This window comes from Maribacter algae (assembly GCF_047345745.1).
In the GTDB taxonomy this organism is placed as follows: domain Bacteria; phylum Bacteroidota; class Bacteroidia; order Flavobacteriales; family Flavobacteriaceae; genus Maribacter.
Genome location: NZ_JBLFES010000005.1, coordinates 54,170 through 73,234, shown reverse-complemented (window position 1 = coordinate 73,234; position 19,065 = coordinate 54,170). Strand labels below are relative to the sequence as shown.

Below are 19,065 nucleotides of genomic sequence, written 5' to 3'. Positions count from 1 at the left end.
AAAGCTATGCCCTATGCATGTAATCAAACTTGGTGCCACGGACTCTACAAACAGTTATTTGAAAGGTCTTTTAACGGAACAAAAACTTCAGGATTTTACCGTGGTTTTGGCCGAAAATCAAACAAAGGGGAGGGGGCAGGTTGACACAACATGGCGTTCCGAACCCGGTAAGAACTTAACTCTCAGTATATTGAAATATTTTGAAGGTATAGAAGCCCAGCACCAGTTTTTAATCAACCTATGTATTTCTTTAGCGGTTTACGATACTTTGATTGCGTTAAAAGTACCTAGGGTTTCCATAAAATGGCCTAACGACATTCTGTCAGGTACCTCAAAACTTTGTGGTATTCTTATTGAAAATCTGATTTCTGGACAGGAAATTAAATCATCCGTTATCGGAATCGGTCTAAATGTGAACCAAACTGCGTTTCAGAAAGAGCTAAACGCTACTTCTCTTCAGCTTTTATTAAGTAAAGAACTGGATAAGGAATACGTTTTGGAACTTCTTTTAAAAGCGTTGAAAAGCTATTTGGAAAAGGCCCACATGTTCCACTGGGAGGAACTACTAAAAACGTATGAAAAAAAATTGTTCAGAAAAGGAGTGCCTTCCACTTTCCAAAGACCCGATGAATCCTATTTTATGGGAATTATTCAAGGAGTCACCGAAACGGGATCGTTGAAGGTATTGTTAAAAAACGATACCTGTGAAGAATTCGGATTTAAAGAAGTAAAATTATTGTATTAAACCTTTGCCAGATTTTGTGATAACGTATTGATGAAATTGGTAATTGGAGTTTTTATCATCATGGCCATCATGGCATTGAATTCCCCCTGAAAACTTAGCACTACGGAGCTGGAATTTTCATTCTCTTCTGTGATATCAGCAGTTAATGTAAACGGCAGTTTATCACTTGCGGCCCCTAAGACCAATTTGGTATACTGGACTTCCTCTTTGCGTTCCAACACTATTTCTGGCATTCCTTTTAAAGCGAAAAGAAACCTGTTTTCATTCAAAACTTCAAACTTATCAATGTTTTCCGGCATTAATTGCTCAAAATTGGCAAGATCATTCAAAAATTCAAAAGTTTCCTTTCCGTTTTTGGAGACTTTTGCAGAGGGCGTTTCTATAAACATATTTTTATTGTTTCCATTGGGAAGGATTTTTTCTCCATTCCATTAAAGTAGCAAGTTGTTCTTCTTTGATATATCCTGTTTCAGAGGCCTGCTCTATAAGATATTCATAATTGCTCAAGGTATGCAAGTCAATATTTTTTTCTTCAAAATTAGTCTTTGCTACTTCAAAACCATAGGTAAAAACCGCTAACATCCCTTTTATGTTAGCATTTTCCGCTTTTAAGGCATTCACGGCATTAAGACTACTCATTCCAGTACTGATCAAATCCTCTATGACCACCACACTTTGGTTGGCCTCCAAATAGCCTTCGATCTGATTTTTTCTTCCGTGGGATTTTGGCTGTGGTCGTACATAAACAAAGGGGAGTCCCAAAGTATCCGCAACCAGCGCTCCCATCCCTATGGCACCTGTGGCTACACCTGCAATGACATCCGGTTTCCCATAAAGCAACTCTACTTGTTTGGCCATTTCATCCCTTACAAAGTTGCGAATTACAGGATAGGAAAGTAAAATTCTATTGTCACAATATATTGGGGATTTCCATCCAGAAGCCCATGTAAAAGGATTTTCCGGTTTCAATTTTATTGCATTAATTTGCAGCAGAAGCTCCGCTGTTTTTTTAGCTGTATGCTTGTCTAAAACCATGACGCAAATGTATAAAGTTTTTGTTAATGAGTTGCCACTGATTTTAACAAATAAAGTGTCGGAAACAGCAAATGGGGAGTATTTTTTGCTCAACCAAGAGTCCATCCAAACGGCCATCAAATCCCTTAAGAAAAAGAAGTTGGAAGAGGCCTATATTTACCATCCCAACCATGAAGAAATATTAAAAAAGTTCACACAAGAAATACCGCTAATAGTAGCTGCGGGCGGGGTAGTAACCAACGTAAAAGGAAAAGTTCTTTTTATTTACAGGAACGATAAGTGGGACTTGCCCAAAGGAAAATTGGACAAGGGCGAGTCTATAGAAGATTGTGCGATACGAGAGGTGATGGAAGAGACCGGCGTAAAGGAATTGCGCATTGAGAATTTTCTAAAAACTACCTACCATGTGATTACCAATAATGGCACCTATACTTTAAAACAAGTACATTGGTATGCTATGAGTACCGAATACGAAGGAAAACTGAAACCCGAAAAAAAGGAAGGTATCGTAAAGGTAAAATGGAAAGGTCCCAAAAAAATTCAAAAAGCATTACAGAATTCCTATGCGAATATTAAAATCCTTTTTGAAGGCGAATAGGCGAGCTATTTCAAAATTCTGTATACCGGATATTGCAAATGCGCTTTTTCATAATGGTCCGATTTTTTATAGATCCATTCCAGCTGTGAATACCAATTTTCCGCAAATTCCGCATCGTTTTCTTTCTTGAACAAAAAGGTTTTTCTGAGCAGACTATCCTTCTTTAATAGTCTTAAGGCTGTATCCTCAAAAACATAAGGAGAAAAGTCCTCTTTCTGTTGTAAAATGGTATCAAAAAAATTCCAATTAAAAAAAGAATCGGTTCCTTTAGGTTCCAAAGTTTCCATGATATACCGGAACCCGGGTTGATCTACGGGCACTAAAATATCCCCACTCTCAAAAGAAACTTCTTTTACACTTGTTTCCAATGTAGTATTGTAATGTAAATAGTGCCCTTCAAAAGGACTGTTCAACGTTTTAAAATCATCTATCCGATAGGATTCTACAGTTAGAAGGGTATCGTCTTTTATAGTGTTGTATTCTATTTTATTGAGGTCTAGCAATTCCAATATTTTGGACCATGACTTTTTAATGATGTAGGCCTCTGGAATTTTGACGGAATCCGATGGCATATAATAATCTTTATAGGAAACCTCTTTAGTAAAGGATTTCTCCCTATTATATTTTAATCTTGGAAAGCCCGTAACCAGACTGTTAATGGTGTCTACTTCAAAACCTTTAAAATTCAATAGTGAAGTTCTAGTAGTATCAACTTTCCAGGATATGGGATAGTAGGACCAGCCTCTATGTCTGGTTAATGCTTCTTCTCTTAGGGCCCTAATTTTATCACCTTTGGCTTCTGCAATGCCAATCATTTGTTTCATTAATTCATAAGTGCCCTCTACCCTCTTTTTATAAGGTTTGAGCATATGTGTTTCCACCATTAAACCAAACGTGTTCCACAGTGTGGTGTACCCGGTCGAGTATCTGGGATGGTCCATGAACTGATCAAAACCGACTTCGGGAGGCTGATTAAAAACATTTACATAAGGGGTGATGTCCCAACCATTGGCCGCTAACGAATCTTGTAGTGTGGGCATAATGGTGGTATTTAAAAAAGAACCTAATTCTCCACCAAGTTTGTTGTGCTGCGTAAAAAGATGTGTTAACGTATATTGATAATCCGCACCGTTGCTCACGTGGTTATCTATAAAAATATCCGGATCGGTGAGGTGGTATATTTGGGCAAAGGTCCTAGCATTTTTAGTGTCGTTCTTAATAAAATCCCTGTTTAGGTCATAGTTCCGTGCGTTGCCACGAAACCCATAGGATTCCGGGCCATTTTGATTTGCCCTAGTGGCATTGTTTCTGTTTAGGGAACCCCCAACATTATATATGGGAATGGTCACCAAAACCGTTTCTTTGGGGGCGGGTATTTTACCGCTTACCAAATCTCTGTATAAAAGCATGGTAGCATCGATGCCATCACTCTCCCCCGGGTGAATGCCATTATTTATCAAAATGATGGTTTTGTTTTCGCTTATTTTATTAAAATTGAAGTCACCGTCCTCATTATAGGTGACCATATGTAGGGGTTTGCCACTATCCGTTTCACCTATGGTCTGTATATTGATCTGGGGAAATTCTTTGGCCAATTGAATGTAGAAAGCAATAGCCTCCCCATATGTTGCCGTTTCTTTGCCCTGTGAAGTTTCAAAGGAAGTTGGGAAGTCTTTTTCTACTTCTTCGGTTTTTTTCTCGCAAGAGAGCAATACGATAAAAATAAAAACTAAAAATAGCCGCATAACAAATAGCTGATCATTGGTTGTGTACCGTAAAAATAGTCAAAACCGGATAAGCTTCATTATGCAACTTTTGTAATATTTTCTATTTCTTGTTTTTGTATTGGTTTATTATTGAACGTGATAAGGTGATGGGTCTTGTCCTTAAAAAACTCCCATTTTTGTCTATCATGCGTATCAATGGAAGAAGTTACTACATTGATCCTAATTTTCTCTTTTATGGGCAATTTTATAAATGCCTCTAAAAATTGCCACCCATCCATAATGGGCATATTGATGTCCAAAAAAATTACTTCAGGTAAAGTTTCTTTATTTTCGATTTTTTGGACAATACTGTCCAAGGCCAATTTCCCGTTGGCAAATGAATCTATACTATCACATTTGACCAATAGATTCAGCATTTTACGAATGCCAAATACCGTGATAGGATCATCGTCTACTATTCCTATATAATTAACTTTCTTCATTGAAATAGACTTTAAAAATAGTTCCTTTATTAACCTTACTTTCCACATGAACTTTACCGTTCATAGCTTCTATCTGATTTTTTGTGATGTACAATCCAATGCCTCTTGAATCTTTATGGGTATGAAAGGTTTTGTACATGCCAAAAATCTTATCGCCATATTTATTTAAATCTATTCCCAGACCATTGTCCTCTATGGAAAGGATAGTGTATTTTCCTTTTCTTTTGGTGCTAAGTCTTATTACCGGGTTCCTTTCCGGATGTTTGTACTTAATACTGTTCGTAAGGAAATTCATTAAAATACTCTCTAGATAACCTGGGACTACTTTTATTATGGTGTCCTCAGAAACCTCATTGATAATCTCCGCTTGGTTATTCAATAATAGAGCAGAAAGATTACGTTGAATAGCTATAATTTTTTTGTGTAAAAGTATAGGCTTCTTTTCTGCGTTTACGTTAGTGCTGATAGCAACCACTTCATTAAGGTTATCCAATGTTTCCATTAGACTGTCCGAAGCTTCTGTAAGCATTTTCAAAATTCGTTCTTTTTCTTTTTCATCGTCTTCATTGGTCAAAAAACTCAAAAGCATGGAGAAGTTGGCTGTATGAGATCTTAAGTTGTGGGAGATGATATGCGCAAAATCTATTAGTTTCTTATTCTGTAAAGAAGTTACATCTATAAGATTACGCAGTTCTTTCTCTTTTTGTTTAAGGGAGGTAATGTCCATACTTATTCCCAATAAGCCAAAAGCACTACCTTGATCATTTATCAAAGGAATTTTAGAGGTGAGGAATATGGTTTCGTGACCGGCTTTTGTAATACTACTGACTTCCTCGGCAAGGATAGGTTGTAAACTGGTCATAACGGCTATATCCTGATCTGTGTATTTTCTGGCCGTATGCTCATCGAACAAATCATAATTGTCCTTTCCTATAAGTTCTTTGTCCGAAGTAGTGCCAAAGTATTCGTATTCAGATTTGTTGACCAATATTTTTCTGGACTGCGTATCTTTTACATAAACGTTAAGTGGTAAATTATCTACTAAAGTCCGTAACAATTTTTCGTTTTTTTGGGTCTCGGAATCTGCTGCTACCTGCTCCGAAATATCTTGAATGGTTCCTAACAGTCCTGTAAGTTTCCCTTTTTCAAATATCGGCTTTCCACTGGCCAGTATCCATTTTTCATTGCCTTTTGCAGTAATTATCTGTGCTTTGAGACTCCAGGGAGTCCCTTTATCGGTCGCTTCGAACAAAGCCATGGAAATGATATTCCTACTATGGCCCTCTTTATAAAAATCTATCGCCGTTTCAATATTGGGTTCAAAATCGGTTCCGGCTTCATGTATTTTTTTGGTCATACTGCACCACTTGAGGGTATTGTTGACCTTATCATACTCCCATCTCCCGATTTTTGCTATTTCCGACTGTTGGCTGAATAAAACTTCGGTTTTTTGTAATTCTATTTCTGCTTTTACCCCTTCGGTCACATCATCTAATTGGATAATAGCACCTATAATATCTTCATCACCATCATACCAAGGAACACTGCCCCATTGATGCCATCTCTCATTTTTATGGATATCTACAGCCTTCTGAATGCCCATTGGGTTTGATTTTCCCTTAAAAGTATCTTGCAGTACATTTTTCCATTTTCTATTTAGTTTAGGGAAAAGTTGAAAAAGCGTTTTATCGGAAATGGTTATCCCTTCCAAATTAAAAGTGCTGATAAATTTATTGGAGGCATGGACAATCTTGAACTTATTATCAATAAATAAAGTACAGGTAGGTAACTGTTTTATTAGATAGGAAGTTGAAAGAGTCTGGGATGCCTTTAACATACAGGTTGTAATTTCTTACTAAAATAGTAGGGATTTTTTAATTATCTTAATCTTTGTTGTGAATCATGTAAATGTTGTTGTAATCTAAAGTTCGATTTATATTTCTCTTATAATTTATTGAAGTATATTTTAAATGTAGTTCCTTGGTTTACAATACTGGTAGCCGATATTTTACCGTTCATTGCTTCAATTTGATTTTTTGTAATATAAAGCCCAATTCCTCTGGCATCTTTATTCTTATGGAACGTTTTGTATAGTCCAAACAGCTTGTCCCCAAATTTTTCCATATTAATTCCTAAACCATTATCCTCTATGTTCAGAATAGTATAATCTTTGGTTTCCTCAATATTCAAAATGATGATGGGGTCTTTATCTTTCTTTCTGTATTTGATTGCATTGGTAAGACAGTTGGTCAAAATACTTTCCAAGTATGCCGGAAGTGCTTTTACCTTAACGGTATCCGGAATTTCATTGATTATTCTTCCGTTATTTTGCTTTAATAGACCTATTAGGTTCTGTTCTACATGAAAAACGGTATCGTTTAGGGAAAGCAGTCGTTTTTCCTCATTGATATTGGTTTTAATAGCTACAACCTCTCGCAGTCCTTTAATGGTATCCGTAAGATTGTCAGAAGCATTGAACAGCATATCCATCAGCTTTTGCCGTTCATTTTCTCCGTTTTCCTTGTCCAGAAAATTTAACAATAAAGAAAAGTTAGTGGCATGTGCTTTTAGGTTGTGTGAAACCATATGGGCAAAATTCAACAATTCCCCATTCTGTTCTTTGGAACGGCCTAAAACCTTTTTCAGGCTTTTTTCTTTTTGAACAAGTGATGTGATATCCTCCAAGGTGACCAATACGTTAAGTTGGTTATTTTCCTTTTCCAATAATTTTCCCGAGAACTTTAAGATTAACCTTTTCTTGTTTTTATGGGCAAATGGCATCTCTAGTTCACCAAAACCGTTAGCCTTTTTAAGCTCGTTCAATAATTGTTTGCTTCTTTTTTTTATGGAGGGATTTATAAAACTTTTAAAGCTCTTATCCTTGAAATGGCTTTTTTCAAACCCCGTAAGCTCTAGAAAACTTTTGTTGATATCCAATATTTTTCCGGAATTCAGATTGATCAAAGCCAATCCAAAGGGAACATTGTCAAAATAAGGATTACTAGGTAATTCTTTTTTAACTGTCTTAGCTTTGATATCTATGGTATCCGTTATGTTTTGTATCGTTCCGATAACCCTTACACATATACCGTCCTTAAATTTTGGCCTTCCAATGGAATTTACCCATATTTCTTCTCCTGTAGCCTTTACCAATTGTAAGTTTTCATTCCAAGGTTTTCCGGTACTTATAGCTTCTTCTACTACTTTGGAAATGATCTTTCTTGATGTTCCTTCTTTGTAAAAATTGAATACTTCGTCAATTGTTGGCGTAAAATCCTTTGATACACCATAAATATCGTTTACTGCGGGAGTCCATTTTAGGTCTCTATCAGCAGTATTGAGTTCCCAACTGCCAATTTTGGCAATTTTTCCTTTTTCGTTTAAAAGGTTTTTTGCCTTATTTAGTTCTAACTCCAGTTCCTTTGTTTTGGACAGATTCTCTACCTTCAGAATTACTCCTATGATATTTCCATAGCCATCTTTCCATGGGTTTAGGTTCCAAACATAATTCTCTGCCCTATTTTTAGGGTTTTCAGGACGATCTATAACTTTTATATCCTTTAAACCGTCTAAGGAATATTTCAATCTTGTGTTCCAGTCTTGTGAGAATCTCGGAAAGAGTTCAAACAGATTGGTTCCTGAAAGGTCGGTACTTTCAAAATTGAATTTTTTCAACCAGTTGGGCGAAGCACTTACAAAATTAAAATCAGCATCTATTAAGGCTATGGCACTAGGAATTTGTTGTATCCAGTCTGAGGAAAAGGAAAGTTTGTTTTTAGTATAGATCATAGTTAAGAAGAAATTTCTTACTAATCTATAAGAATAATCTATTTAAGGAGTAGGATTTGTTGTAAATTATCAAAAAAGTGTTGTTGATAACTCAAAAAGTGTGGTTAAAAGCGATTTATTTCAGATAATTCTTACAGAATCTGGAACCAAGCCCTCATATTTACCGCCATTTCTAATGACATCTCTTACTATAGACGAACTAATGAAGGATTTTCCGGATGAGGTCAATAGAAAGACCGTTTCTATTTCGGAAAGACTTCGGTTGGTATGGGCTATGGCTTTTTCAAATTCAAAGTCCGCAGGGTTTCTCAATCCACGCAAAATAAAATTTGCATTGATTTTTTTACAGAAATCAACCGTTAGTCCTTGATAGGTGACCACTTTTATTTTGGGTTCGTTTTTAAAGGCTTCTTGAATAAAACCCATTCTTTGCTTTAAACTGAACATATATTTTTTGTCGGCATTTTTACCAATGGCGATGACCAATTCATCGAACAGGGTAATACCCCGCATAATAATATCGTGGTGCCCTAAGGTCAAGGGGTCAAAGGAACCTGGGAAAATTGCACGTTTCATAAAATTGAAGTTGATTACGGTAAGATAGCCATTTTAGGATAAAACTTCACTGACGGCGCTTTCAAAAAGCATACTCAACGAGATACCTGCTTTTTGAGCTTGTTGTGGCAGGATACTTTCCGTGGTGAGCCCTGGAGTAGTATTTATTTCGATTAGATAGGGAGTGTCTCCGATAAAAATAAATTCACTTCTTGTATATCCTTTCATTTTTAAAATATTATAAATAGATGCGGCTACATTTGTGACGTTTTCTTTCTGTTTTGATGTAATCCTTGCAGGAGTAATTTCCTGTGATTTTCCTTCGTATTTGGCTTCATAATCAAAAAAATCGTTTTCACTTACAATTTCGGTTATAGGCAAAACCGTTGTTTTTCCTTCATATTTAATAACCCCAACGGATACTTCGGTCCCATCTAAAAAGCCTTCTATAATAATTTCGTCGTCTTCTTTGTAGGCAATATCAATGGCGTCTTTTAAATGCACTTTTTCATAAACTTTCGTAATCCCGAAACTACTACCGGATTTATTGGCTTTTACAAAGCACGGCAGCCCTACCTTTTCCACTATTTTATTTTCATTGATATTATCTCCTTTATTCAAATAATAGGAGGGGGCAGATTTAATTCCGTATGACTTCAAGACACTTAAAAGGTCTCTTTTGTTAAAGGTGAGTGCCGCTTGGTAGAAGCTACAAGAAGTTTGCGGTATTTCCAATAGTTCAAAGTAGGATTGCATGAGTCCGTCTTCTCCCGGAGTGCCATGAATTGCATTAAAAACACAATCAAAAGTGGTTTTCACCCCGTTTAAGATAACTGAAAAATCATGTTTGTCAATGGGCGTTTCTATTTGTTCATCATCAACATAAACCCATTTGTTATTAAAAATATGTACCCGGTATAAATTAAATTTATCCTTGTTGAGATATTGATATACTACGTTACCGCTTTTCAGTGATATCTCATATTCACTGGAATAGCCGCCCATAATAATTGCGATATTCTTTTTCATACCATTTAATGCGTCCTTGTATATGTACAAAGATGTGCTATTAACGTTAAAGAAAAAAGAATGAATTTAAGATTATACATTTCTATCACAAGATTACTTGGTAAAATGCATTTCATATCTTTGTAAATTAATTAGATGTCCATGAGGAATTTCTTCAATTTTTTAAAGAGCAAGACTTTTTTAATTCAGCTAGGTCTTGCCTTAGTGGTAACCGTAGTATTGGTTTTTGCCGTGCTACAATGGTTAAAAAATAGTACCAATCATGGTGAATTTGTGGAGGTGCCCGATTTTTCCAAACTATCTGTGATGGATATGCGAAAATCGGTAGAGAAGGCAGGTTTGCGTTATGAAGTGTTGGATTCTGCCAATTATGACCCGGATTATCCTAGATTCTCGATCATTGAACAAGACCCTGCTGCCGGGACCAAAGTAAAAACCAATAGAAAAATTTATTTTACGGTAAACCCCTCCGGATATAAAAAAGTGACCGTTCCCAAAATTATTCAGGTAACCAAAAGAAACGCTTCTTCTATGTTGCGAGCCGTTGGTTTGGATGTGCAACGCGTTACGTACATAGATCAACTGGGAAAAGATATGGTCTATTACGTCAAGTACAAGGGAAAGGATATTAAACCCGGCGATAAATTGCCCAAAACCTCTAAAATTGAACTTATCTGTGGCAATGGCAATATACCGGACAGGGCTATTATCAAGGCAGATTCCGAATAATTATGTCATCCGAAGAAAATGCCGAGCTGGAAGAAAATGAGCTATTTGAACACCATAGTTTTGTAGCTTCAAAAGGTCAAGAACCCCTCCGCGTAGATAAATTTCTAATGAATTTTGTAGAGAACGCTACGCGAAACAAGATTCAAAAAGCTGCAAAAGACGGTCATGTACGTGTCAATGATGCTATCGTAAAATCAAATTACAAGGTCAAGGCAGGTGATGAGGTAAAGGTGCTTTTTGAGCATCCGCCGCACGAATACTTATTGGTGCCGGAAGATATTCCATTGAATATTATCTATGAGGACGATGTACTTCTTGTAGTCAACAAACCTGCGGGAATGGTAGTACACCCAGGTCATGGGAACTATTCCGGAACCTTGATCAATGCACTGATCTATCATTTTGATAATTTGCCCAGTAATAGTAACGAGCGGCCCGGATTGGTACACCGTATAGACAAAGATACGTCTGGCCTGTTGGTGATTGCCAAGACTGAAGCCGCCATGACCCATTTGGCAAAACAATTTTTTGACAAAACCTCGGAACGAGAATATATAGCACTGGTCTGGGGCAATGTTGTAGAGGACCAAGGCACTATAGCGGGCCATGTGGGAAGAAACCCGAAGAACAGATTACAAATGCATGTTTTTCCCGAGGGGGAGGAAGGGAAGGAAGCCGTTACACATTATACTGTTCTAGAAAGATTAGGCTATGTTACGCTGGTTTCCTGTAAGTTGGAGACCGGACGCACCCACCAGATCAGGGTACACATGAAATATATGGGACATACCTTATTTAATGACGAACGCTATGGCGGAAACAAAATTTTAAAGGGCACCACTTTTACAAAGTATAAGCAATTTGTAGATAATGCTTTTAAAATCTTGCCAAGACAAGCCTTACATGCTAAAACCTTAGGTTTTGTACACCCGGTAACCGGAGAACAAATGCAGTTTGATTCTGATATTCCGAAGGATATGACGGACTGTATCGAAAAATGGAGGCATTACAGTAAAAGCAGTTACTAAAATAGGTTTTTCCGATAGTGTTATTAAAACTCTTTTTAGGCCATAATAGGTATTGCCTTGAATCCTTTTTATTTTTACTGAACTTATAAAAAATAATGCTACATGAAAATTGTTGTTTCTCCTGCCAAGTCTTTGGATTATGATACCAAACTGCCTACGGAAAGGTTTACTGAACCTTTGTTCATAGAGGAAGCCCAGAAATTGAACAAGGTATTGGTGAAAAAAAAGCCTAAAGCTTTATCGGAATTAATGGGTATTTCGGATAATCTGGCTCAGTTGAATTGGGAACGCAATCAGCAGTTTTCAATACCGTTCACTACCCAGAATGCCCGTCCTGCGTTATATGCCTTCAATGGGGACGTTTATCAAGGGTTGGATGCTTACACTATTTCAGAAAATAAATTGGATAATCTGCAAAATATGTTGCGCATACTTTCCGGACTTTATGGGGTGTTGAGACCCTTGGATTTAATACAGCCCTACCGCTTGGAAATGGGCACGAGCTTAAAAGTGGGGAGGAAGAAAAATCTTTATGAATTCTGGCAGAAAACCATAACGGATTACTTGAACAAGGAATTGGAAGAAGGAGAGCTTTTCGTAAACTTGGCCAGTAACGAATACTTTGGAGCGGTAGATGCCAAATCCTTAAAAACTAAGGTCATTACACCCATCTTTAAGGATTGGAAGAATGATAAACTTAAGATAATCAGTTTCTATGCTAAAAAGGCAAGGGGTTCTATGGTTCGCTATATTTTGGGCAACAATGCAAAAACCTTGGATGATATCAAAGGCTTCAATTTGGATGAGTATCAATTTAGTGCAGAACATACGCTGAAGGAAAACGAGCCTGTTTTTATTAGATAGAATATTTTTTCCTTTTCTGCGTTTTTCTTTAAAAGACCGTAGGATTATGAAAAGTACTATACTTTCCGTTTTATGTATTGTAGTATTTCTTTTTGCTTGTGAGGATAGGGATGATAATCTCGCCACGGCCAATATTCGTATCCATAATAAAAGTAATCGTAATTTCAGTACCGTTCAGGTGCGTGTGGACAGCTTGGTTTTCGAGAACGTTCCATCGGATGGTTTTTCGGATTATCTAGAATTTGAGGTTGCTTTTCAAGAAGACAATATCACGATTGAAACCGATTCCGTCCAATACAACTATACCCCATCCGAAGCCTTTACGGATTCTCTGCCCGTTGGCCTGTACACTTATGAATTGGATATCACGGAGGAAGGACAAGTAGATTTTACTTTTACGATAGATAACTAGTCTATTTCTTCTTTCCCGGTTTAATTTTCTCTTCTATCGTAGGCCTTTTTTTAATCTTTCTAGGTCTCCTAGCACCAAAAGAGCTATTCGCTATTTTTCCGCGTTTTGATTTTTTATCTCCTTTACCCATAATTTCTATCGATTTAATTTTGCATCTTTAAACAAAATCCATTTTTTATAAAGTTAGTGAATTGATGTTCACATTATCAATTTTTGAAATTTCAATACAAATGTCAAAAACCAGTTTTCGTCAAAATAAAGTGCTAATAAAAAAGGCGAAGGAAATTTTATCATCAGGGATTTAGTGTTTTTGCATACCCATCCATATCAACCTTTTTTGTTTTCGGAAGCCACTAAACTCATTGTGGGTACATTACCACCACCAAGATTTACCACGGGGGAATTAAAACTGGAAGATGTCGACTTTTGTTATGGTAGTAAAAATGGTATGTTGTGGCCTATTTTGGATAAAATTTTTCATCTGGATTTAAAATTTGAAACCACGAAATTTGCCATTGAACAACGCAAAAATTTCTTATTGGATCAGAAGATTGGTGTGTGTGATATTGTAGCTTCCGCAGAAAGGACTAAAATAGATGCTTCGGATTTAGGGATGCAAAACGTTCAATTGAGGGATATGCTTTTTTATTTATCCGAATACCCCAATGTAAAAACGATTTTATTTATGGGAGGGAACAGCAAAAACGGTCCAGAGTACTTCTTCAGAAAACTTGTAAAGGAAAGCAATTTGGAGCTTAGTGTTATTTCGGATGTTGTGCCGCGCATTCACGAATTTGTGCATCCATCAACCAAAAACAGTATCCGAACCGTTTCTTTGACGGCTCCGTCCGGAGCGGCGAACAGGGCCATAGGAAGCTTGGCAGATTACAAACGATTGAAAAAAGAAAACCCTCAGTTCAATACTATGGATTACAGGGTGATGCAATACCGGCCCTTCTTTGAAATGTAATTTTTAGTTGCCAAGTGTAGCTTAAGTAAACTAAAAAGAGCCCTGCTTTAGAAACAGGACTCTTTTACGAGAACACTATATGAAAATGAAAAAATTTTACTACTTATTTACACTGTAAAAGTAAGCTCCTTTTATGGCTTCCCTAATTTTATGTTGTGAAAACTGTTGTTTTTGTGGTGTCTTAAATCTATTTTGTTATTTAGAAAAAATGATACCCGCTTTTTTCAAAGAATACCGATATTTACCATGGGAACAAGTTCTGGAAAGAATTCGCTTACACTCACTGGTAAAGCGCTAAAGAAATTGATATATGCAGCAATTAGAAAGATTAGAGGAGTTTAAAAAATCCGTCCAAAATAAGTTCAATGTGTACAATAGCCTTTTTCTTAACCTGCCCTACCGGAATATAGAGAATGTAGGGATGTTGATTCCGTTATTGATGGATCAATCGGAAAAGGGATTAAAATCAGGGCTTAACCCTAAAGAAATTTTGGAAGGTTTTTTTAAGAACTATGCAGAAGTTGCCTCTGAAAAAGACCAGATAGATTTTATGTTTCGTATTATTCAATATGTAGAGCGCCAAGTAGTGCTTTATGACAGTGTTGAGGATGCGGCTTTCCCTAAATTGCACAAACATTCCAGTTCACTCTCGTTGAAAGATTATTTTCAATTGGTCGAAAAAAATAAATCTTGGGACAAAATAGCGGATAAATTGGACTCTTTCAGTGCAAGAATAGTGCTTACGGCCCATCCCACACAGTTTTATACCCCTGCAATCTTGGATATTATTACCAATCTAAGATCTTTAATATTGGAGGACAAGATAGATGAGATTGATGTCGCCCTACAGCAGCTTGGCCTTACCTCGTTGATAAATGCCAAGAAGCCTACACCTTTGGATGAGGCCAAAAATATTATTTACACTTTAAGGCATGTGTATTACGATGCCATTGGCGATTTATATGCCTATATCAAAGGCAGCACCAATAGTTTTAAGTTTGAGAACCATGATATTGTAAGACTCGGTTTTTGGCCCGGGGGTGACAGGGACGGAAATCCTTTCGTGACCGCGGACATTACCAAGGACGTAATGAACGAATTACGAATCAATATCATGAAATGTTACTATAATGACCTAAAGGCCCTACAACATAAGTTGACCTTTAAAAAGATTCAAGATCCACTTAATGAGCTACGGGCAAATTTATACAGGGCGATGTTCGACCCTTCCAAGGAAGTAGGTTACGAGGATATCATAGGGCCATTGAACCGTATTAGGGAATCATTGGAGAATGATTATCACAAGCTATATCTGAAGGATTTGGAGAAGTTTATCGATAAGGTGAAAATCTTTAAAACCCATTTTGCTACAATTGATATCCGGCAGGACCATAGCATACACACGAAAGTAATGACAGAAGTCCTCAAGAAAAACGGATTTATTAAAGAAACACTTTCAGAACTTTCCGAAGAAAAATTGATAAATATTCTATTGGAGGAGGACATGACACTATCCCCGAACGATTTTGAGGAGGAAATTGTCAAGGATACCATCAAAAATATTGGACAGTTACAAAGCATTCAACAAAGAAACGGGGAGGAGGGCTGCAATAGGTATATCATTAGTAATTCAGAAGATATATTTTCAATCCTATTTGTTTATGGTCTGTTCCGCTGGTGTGGTTGGAAAGATAAGACCATAACTTTTGATATTGTTCCACTTTTTGAAACTATGAAGGGAATGGATAGTGCACAGAACACGATGCATCAACTATTCAATTTAAAAGCATATAGAACACACCTTACCAATAGAAAAGACAGGCAAACGATAATGCTTGGATTTTCGGACGGAACCAAGGACGGAGGGTACTTAAAAGCAAATTGGTCCATTTTAAAAACCAAGGAAGTGTTGTCCGAAGTCTGTGACGAAAACAATATTTCCGCTATTTTCTTTGATGGCAGGGGAGGACCGCCGGCTAGGGGTGGCGGTAAAACGCATCGCTTTTATGCCGCCCAGACCAATAAAGTAGCGAACAATGAAATTCAATTGACCATTCAAGGGCAGACGATTACCAGTACCTATGGCACCAAAGAACAATTCATTTATAACAGTGAGCAGTTGCTCACCGCAGGTCTGTCCAATACTATTTTGGAAAAAGAAGTAACCATTTCCGATGATGATAGAAATTTGATAGAAGAGCTTTCTGAAACGAGTTTTGAGAAGTACGATGCCTTAAAACACCATGATAAGTTTATGCCTTATTTGGAGAATATGAGCACATTAAAGTACTACACAAAAGCAAATATTGGCAGTAGACCGGGAAAAAGAGGAAACAAGGCCAAATTGGAGCTGACGGACCTACGGGCGATTTCCTTTGTAGGGTCTTGGAGCCAATTAAAACAAAATGTTCCCGGGTATTTTGGTATTGGTACCGCGTTGAAAAAATTAAAGGATTCAGGGAGATTTGCCGAAGCGCAAAAATTGTACAATGAAGTGCCATTTTTCCAAGCCTTGATGATGAATAGCATGATGAGCCTTTCCAAATGCTATTTTGAATTGACAAGCTATATGAAACAGAATGACGAGTATGGAGATTTTTGGGATATTTTGTTGAATGAATATAATCTTTCCAAAGAAATGCTCCTGGAACTTTCTGGAATGAAGATCTTGATGGAAAAAGAAGCTGTTTCGAGAGAGTCTATCAAGATAAGAGAGGATATTGTACTACCGTTATTGGTCATACAGCAATATGCCTTACAGAAAATAGGAGAAAATAATGACTATAAAGCGTTATACGAAAAAATTGTAACGAGATCACTTTATGGTAATATCAATGCCAGTAGGAATTCGGCATAATTTTTAAAAAGTTTCTTAAAATAAAAACCCTGCAATATTGCAGGGCTTTCTATTTGTTGATTTGAGAAAAATCAACTACTTGAACACTGTTTTAATGTACTTTTCTAACCACTTTGATGGAGTTGGAAATATCGTAACATCCATTGAACTCATCAAACGTCCAACCTACTTCCAGTCCAGTTAATCCATCTTCATAACGGATATAGTAGATGAAACATGTTCCTTCTCCTGCATCATCAAGATTTACACCTTCAACGGCTGCCAGTGTAGGTGGTAGACCTAGTATTTTTCCAGATTCGTCCGTAATGATCCAAGAGCTGTTCGCTCCGGATGCATTGGGATTTTCCAAAGTAATACCGCTGACATAATCGGCAGTTCCATCAACAATAAACTTAAAGGGTCCGCCAACTATGGTGCCTGCTTCTGGTTTTGTTCTTGTCACCTTCAATGGATTGGAAAGTGCAAAGTTGCCTGTGATGTCATTTGCATTTTTACCCATTTCCGCACCTTGTATTTCTCCTTCATAGCGAGCATACCAGATCAAACATACTCCTGCGCCAGCTTCATCAAAATCCACTCCTTTCACGGCTTCCAAAGTTGGTGGAAGTCCAAGGATGGTTCCATCGGCATCCGTAATGACCCAAGTACTGTTTGATCCTGATGCATTGGAACTATCCAACGTAATTCCGTCAACATTGTCAACTTCGCCATCCACGCAGAAATTGTATGGTCCGCCGGAAAGTACTCCTGCGTTTACCCCTGCAATTCTTTGCACCTCAATAGAGTTGGAAAGGTCAAAGCATCCTTTTAAATCGGCTGCATTTTTACCCATTTCCGCACCCTCAAGTCCGTCTTCAAAACGCAAATACCAAATTAAGCAAGTACCTGCACCGGCCTCGTCAAAATCAACACCTTTAACGGCATCCAATGTTGGAGGTAACCCAAGAATGTTCAATTTATCATCGGTGATTACAAAAGTTGAATTTGTACCCAGTGCTTCTGAGCTATCCAAAGTAATATCGGTAACAAAATCGGCCTCTCCATCAATATAGAACCTATAAGGACCTCCAGCAAGCACACCTGCTTTTGTCTGAAGCCTGTCTACGGTGATAGAATTGGATAAACTAAAATTACCTTGTAGATCATTGGCATTTTGACCGGCAGTCAAACCTGTTAAGCCTTCTTCATAACGTAGGTACCAGATAAGACATGTGCCAGCACCGGCTTCATCAAAATCCACTCCTTTCACTGCTTCCAAAGTTGGTGGCAGTCCTAAAATAAGACCTTGATCGTCCGTTATTACCCAACTGCTTAAGCTTCCCGAAGCATTAGTGCTATCCAAGGTAATATCGGTAACAAAATCGGCCTCCCCATCAACACAAAAACTGTAAGGTCCTCCTACAATGGTCCCTGCATTGGCAGCATCCAAACGAGTAACTTGAATAGAATTTGAAAGACTAAAGCAACCTTCAAGATCACCTGCATTTTCCCCCATTTCCGCACCTTCCAGGCCATCTTCAAAACGTAAATACCAAATTAAGCATACGCCTGCCCCTGCCTTATCAAAATCTACTTCTTTCACGGCATCCAATGTAGGTGGCAACCCAAGAATATTCAATTCATCATCGGTAATTACAAAAGTACTGTTGGTTCCTTTGGCATTTTCACTATCCAAAGAAATTTCCGTTACAAAATCCGGTTTTCCGTCTACTGTAAACTCGTATGGGCCACCTGAAAGTACTCCGGCCGCAGTTTCATTCCGTGTTACCTCAATAGAATTTGATAAATCAAAGGTTCCCGTAAAGTCACTGGTATTGGCATCCACTTCCAGTCCTACCAAGTCGTCCTCGTAACGTAAATACCAGATGAAACAAATTCCAGGACCTGCCTCATCAAAATCAACACCGTTTACCACTTCTAAAGTTGGCGGTAGGCCTAATATCTTTCCAGCGTCATCAGTGATGACCCAAGTACTATTGGTTCCCGTACTTTCCGAAGCATCAAGAGTGATTCCCGATACATTATCTACCGTTCCGTCTACACAAAATACAAATGGACCACCGGCAATCGTCCCCGAGGCGGGCACAGTAGTTTCTGCTACGGCATCTGCATCATCCGTACAACTTGCCAAAATTAGCAAGCACAATAATGTTAAAATTAAATTGAATTTTTTCATAGTTCTGTTTTAAGGTTCTGAACAAATGAAAAAATACAGGGTAACAGGAAGGTCACAAGAATATCAACT

General features: G+C 37.5%; 18 protein-coding genes. 8 read left to right on the top strand and 10 right to left on the bottom strand.

The genetic code is table 11. The features are described from left to right. The first annotated feature begins 13 nt into the window (after positions 1-13). Entirely contained in the window at positions 14-745 is a 732-nt protein-coding gene (locus ACKWBX_RS16790) for a biotin--[acetyl-CoA-carboxylase] ligase (RefSeq protein ID WP_413969882.1), read from the top strand. On the opposite strand, the gene ACKWBX_RS16785 is transcribed toward ACKWBX_RS16790, so the two are convergent. Both ACKWBX_RS16785 and pyrE read right to left on the bottom strand, forming a co-directional pair. Continuing rightward, the gene (locus tag ACKWBX_RS16785) at positions 742-1,134 is read right to left on the bottom strand and encodes an SRPBCC family protein (RefSeq protein WP_413969881.1); all 393 of its coding nucleotides are present in this window, start codon (positions 1,132-1,134) and stop codon (positions 742-744) included. The two genes, ACKWBX_RS16790 and ACKWBX_RS16785, sit on opposite strands and share 4 nt — an antisense overlap. Positions 1,135-1,138: 4 nt before the next feature. After that, positions 1,139-1,780, bottom strand: coding sequence for an orotate phosphoribosyltransferase (gene pyrE / locus ACKWBX_RS16780; protein ID WP_413969880.1), 642 nt, complete (start codon positions 1,778-1,780; stop codon positions 1,139-1,141). A gap of 7 nt (positions 1,781-1,787) precedes the next feature. On the opposite strand from pyrE, the gene ACKWBX_RS16775 reads away from it, so the two are divergent. Further along, positions 1,788-2,378: an NUDIX hydrolase gene (locus tag ACKWBX_RS16775; RefSeq protein ID WP_413969879.1), complete on the top strand. Its 591-nt coding sequence runs from the start codon at positions 1,788-1,790 to the stop codon at positions 2,376-2,378. A 5-nt stretch (positions 2,379-2,383) separates the two neighbouring features. Here the strand turns inward: ACKWBX_RS16775 and ACKWBX_RS16770 are convergent, their stop codons facing one another. From ACKWBX_RS16770 to ACKWBX_RS16745, 6 genes are all read right to left on the bottom strand, one after another. Next, positions 2,384-4,123, bottom strand: coding sequence for a M14 family metallopeptidase (locus ACKWBX_RS16770; RefSeq protein ID WP_413969878.1), 1,740 nt, complete (start codon positions 4,121-4,123; stop codon positions 2,384-2,386). Positions 4,124-4,182: 59 nt separating this feature from the next. Next, positions 4,183-4,587: a response regulator transcription factor gene (locus ACKWBX_RS16765; RefSeq protein WP_413969877.1), complete on the bottom strand. Its 405-nt coding sequence runs from the start codon at positions 4,585-4,587 to the stop codon at positions 4,183-4,185. Then, on the bottom strand, positions 4,574-6,424 hold the full coding sequence (locus tag ACKWBX_RS16760; RefSeq protein ID WP_413969876.1) for a PAS domain-containing sensor histidine kinase: 1,851 nt from the start codon (positions 6,422-6,424) through the stop codon (positions 4,574-4,576). The genes ACKWBX_RS16765 and ACKWBX_RS16760 overlap by 14 nt, the downstream gene beginning before the upstream one ends. 107 nt (positions 6,425-6,531) lie before the next feature. Next, complete coding sequence (locus ACKWBX_RS16755) at positions 6,532-8,376, bottom strand: PAS domain-containing protein (RefSeq protein WP_413969875.1); 1,845 nt, start codon at positions 8,374-8,376, stop codon at positions 6,532-6,534. Between the two features lie 120 nt (positions 8,377-8,496). Beyond that, positions 8,497-8,952, bottom strand: a complete 456-nt coding sequence (gene coaD, locus ACKWBX_RS16750) for a pantetheine-phosphate adenylyltransferase (protein WP_413969874.1) — start codon at positions 8,950-8,952, stop codon at positions 8,497-8,499. A gap of 33 nt (positions 8,953-8,985) precedes the next feature. Next, the gene (locus tag ACKWBX_RS16745; RefSeq protein ID WP_413969873.1) at positions 8,986-9,960 is read right to left on the bottom strand and encodes a D-alanine--D-alanine ligase; all 975 of its coding nucleotides are present in this window, start codon (positions 9,958-9,960) and stop codon (positions 8,986-8,988) included. A 141-nt stretch (positions 9,961-10,101) separates the two neighbouring features. On the opposite strand from ACKWBX_RS16745, the gene ACKWBX_RS16740 reads away from it, so the two are divergent. From ACKWBX_RS16740 to ACKWBX_RS16725, 4 genes are all read left to right on the top strand, one after another. Then, complete coding sequence (locus tag ACKWBX_RS16740; protein ID WP_413969872.1) at positions 10,102-10,689, top strand: PASTA domain-containing protein; 588 nt, start codon at positions 10,102-10,104, stop codon at positions 10,687-10,689. A gap of 2 nt (positions 10,690-10,691) precedes the next feature. Further along, positions 10,692-11,717 (top strand): RluA family pseudouridine synthase, encoded by a 1,026-nt coding sequence (locus ACKWBX_RS16735; RefSeq protein WP_413969871.1) that lies wholly within the window; start codon positions 10,692-10,694, stop codon positions 11,715-11,717. A gap of 102 nt (positions 11,718-11,819) precedes the next feature. Next, the gene (gene yaaA, locus ACKWBX_RS16730) at positions 11,820-12,581 is read left to right on the top strand and encodes a peroxide stress protein YaaA (RefSeq protein ID WP_413969870.1); all 762 of its coding nucleotides are present in this window, start codon (positions 11,820-11,822) and stop codon (positions 12,579-12,581) included. A gap of 46 nt (positions 12,582-12,627) precedes the next feature. Then, the gene (locus tag ACKWBX_RS16725) at positions 12,628-12,993 is read left to right on the top strand and encodes a hypothetical protein (protein WP_413969869.1); all 366 of its coding nucleotides are present in this window, start codon (positions 12,628-12,630) and stop codon (positions 12,991-12,993) included. Position 12,994: 1 nt separating this feature from the next. On the opposite strand, the gene ACKWBX_RS16720 is transcribed toward ACKWBX_RS16725, so the two are convergent. Then, positions 12,995-13,123, bottom strand: coding sequence for a 30S ribosomal protein THX (locus ACKWBX_RS16720; RefSeq protein ID WP_413969868.1), 129 nt, complete (start codon positions 13,121-13,123; stop codon positions 12,995-12,997). Positions 13,124-13,297: 174 nt separating this feature from the next. Between ACKWBX_RS16720 and ACKWBX_RS16715 the strand changes: the two genes are divergently transcribed. Together ACKWBX_RS16715 and ACKWBX_RS16710 are read left to right on the top strand one after the other, a co-directional pair. Continuing rightward, on the top strand, positions 13,298-13,963 hold the full coding sequence (locus ACKWBX_RS16715; RefSeq protein ID WP_413969867.1) for a uracil-DNA glycosylase family protein: 666 nt from the start codon (positions 13,298-13,300) through the stop codon (positions 13,961-13,963). A gap of 310 nt (positions 13,964-14,273) precedes the next feature. After that, positions 14,274-16,820: a phosphoenolpyruvate carboxylase gene (locus tag ACKWBX_RS16710; RefSeq protein WP_413969866.1), complete on the top strand. Its 2,547-nt coding sequence runs from the start codon at positions 14,274-14,276 to the stop codon at positions 16,818-16,820. Between the two features lie 91 nt (positions 16,821-16,911). Here ACKWBX_RS16710 and ACKWBX_RS16705 read toward each other — a convergent pair whose 3' ends face one another. Next, positions 16,912-18,996, bottom strand: a complete 2,085-nt coding sequence (locus tag ACKWBX_RS16705) for a hypothetical protein (RefSeq protein WP_413969865.1) — start codon at positions 18,994-18,996, stop codon at positions 16,912-16,914. Positions 18,997-19,065: the final 69 nt, after the last annotated feature.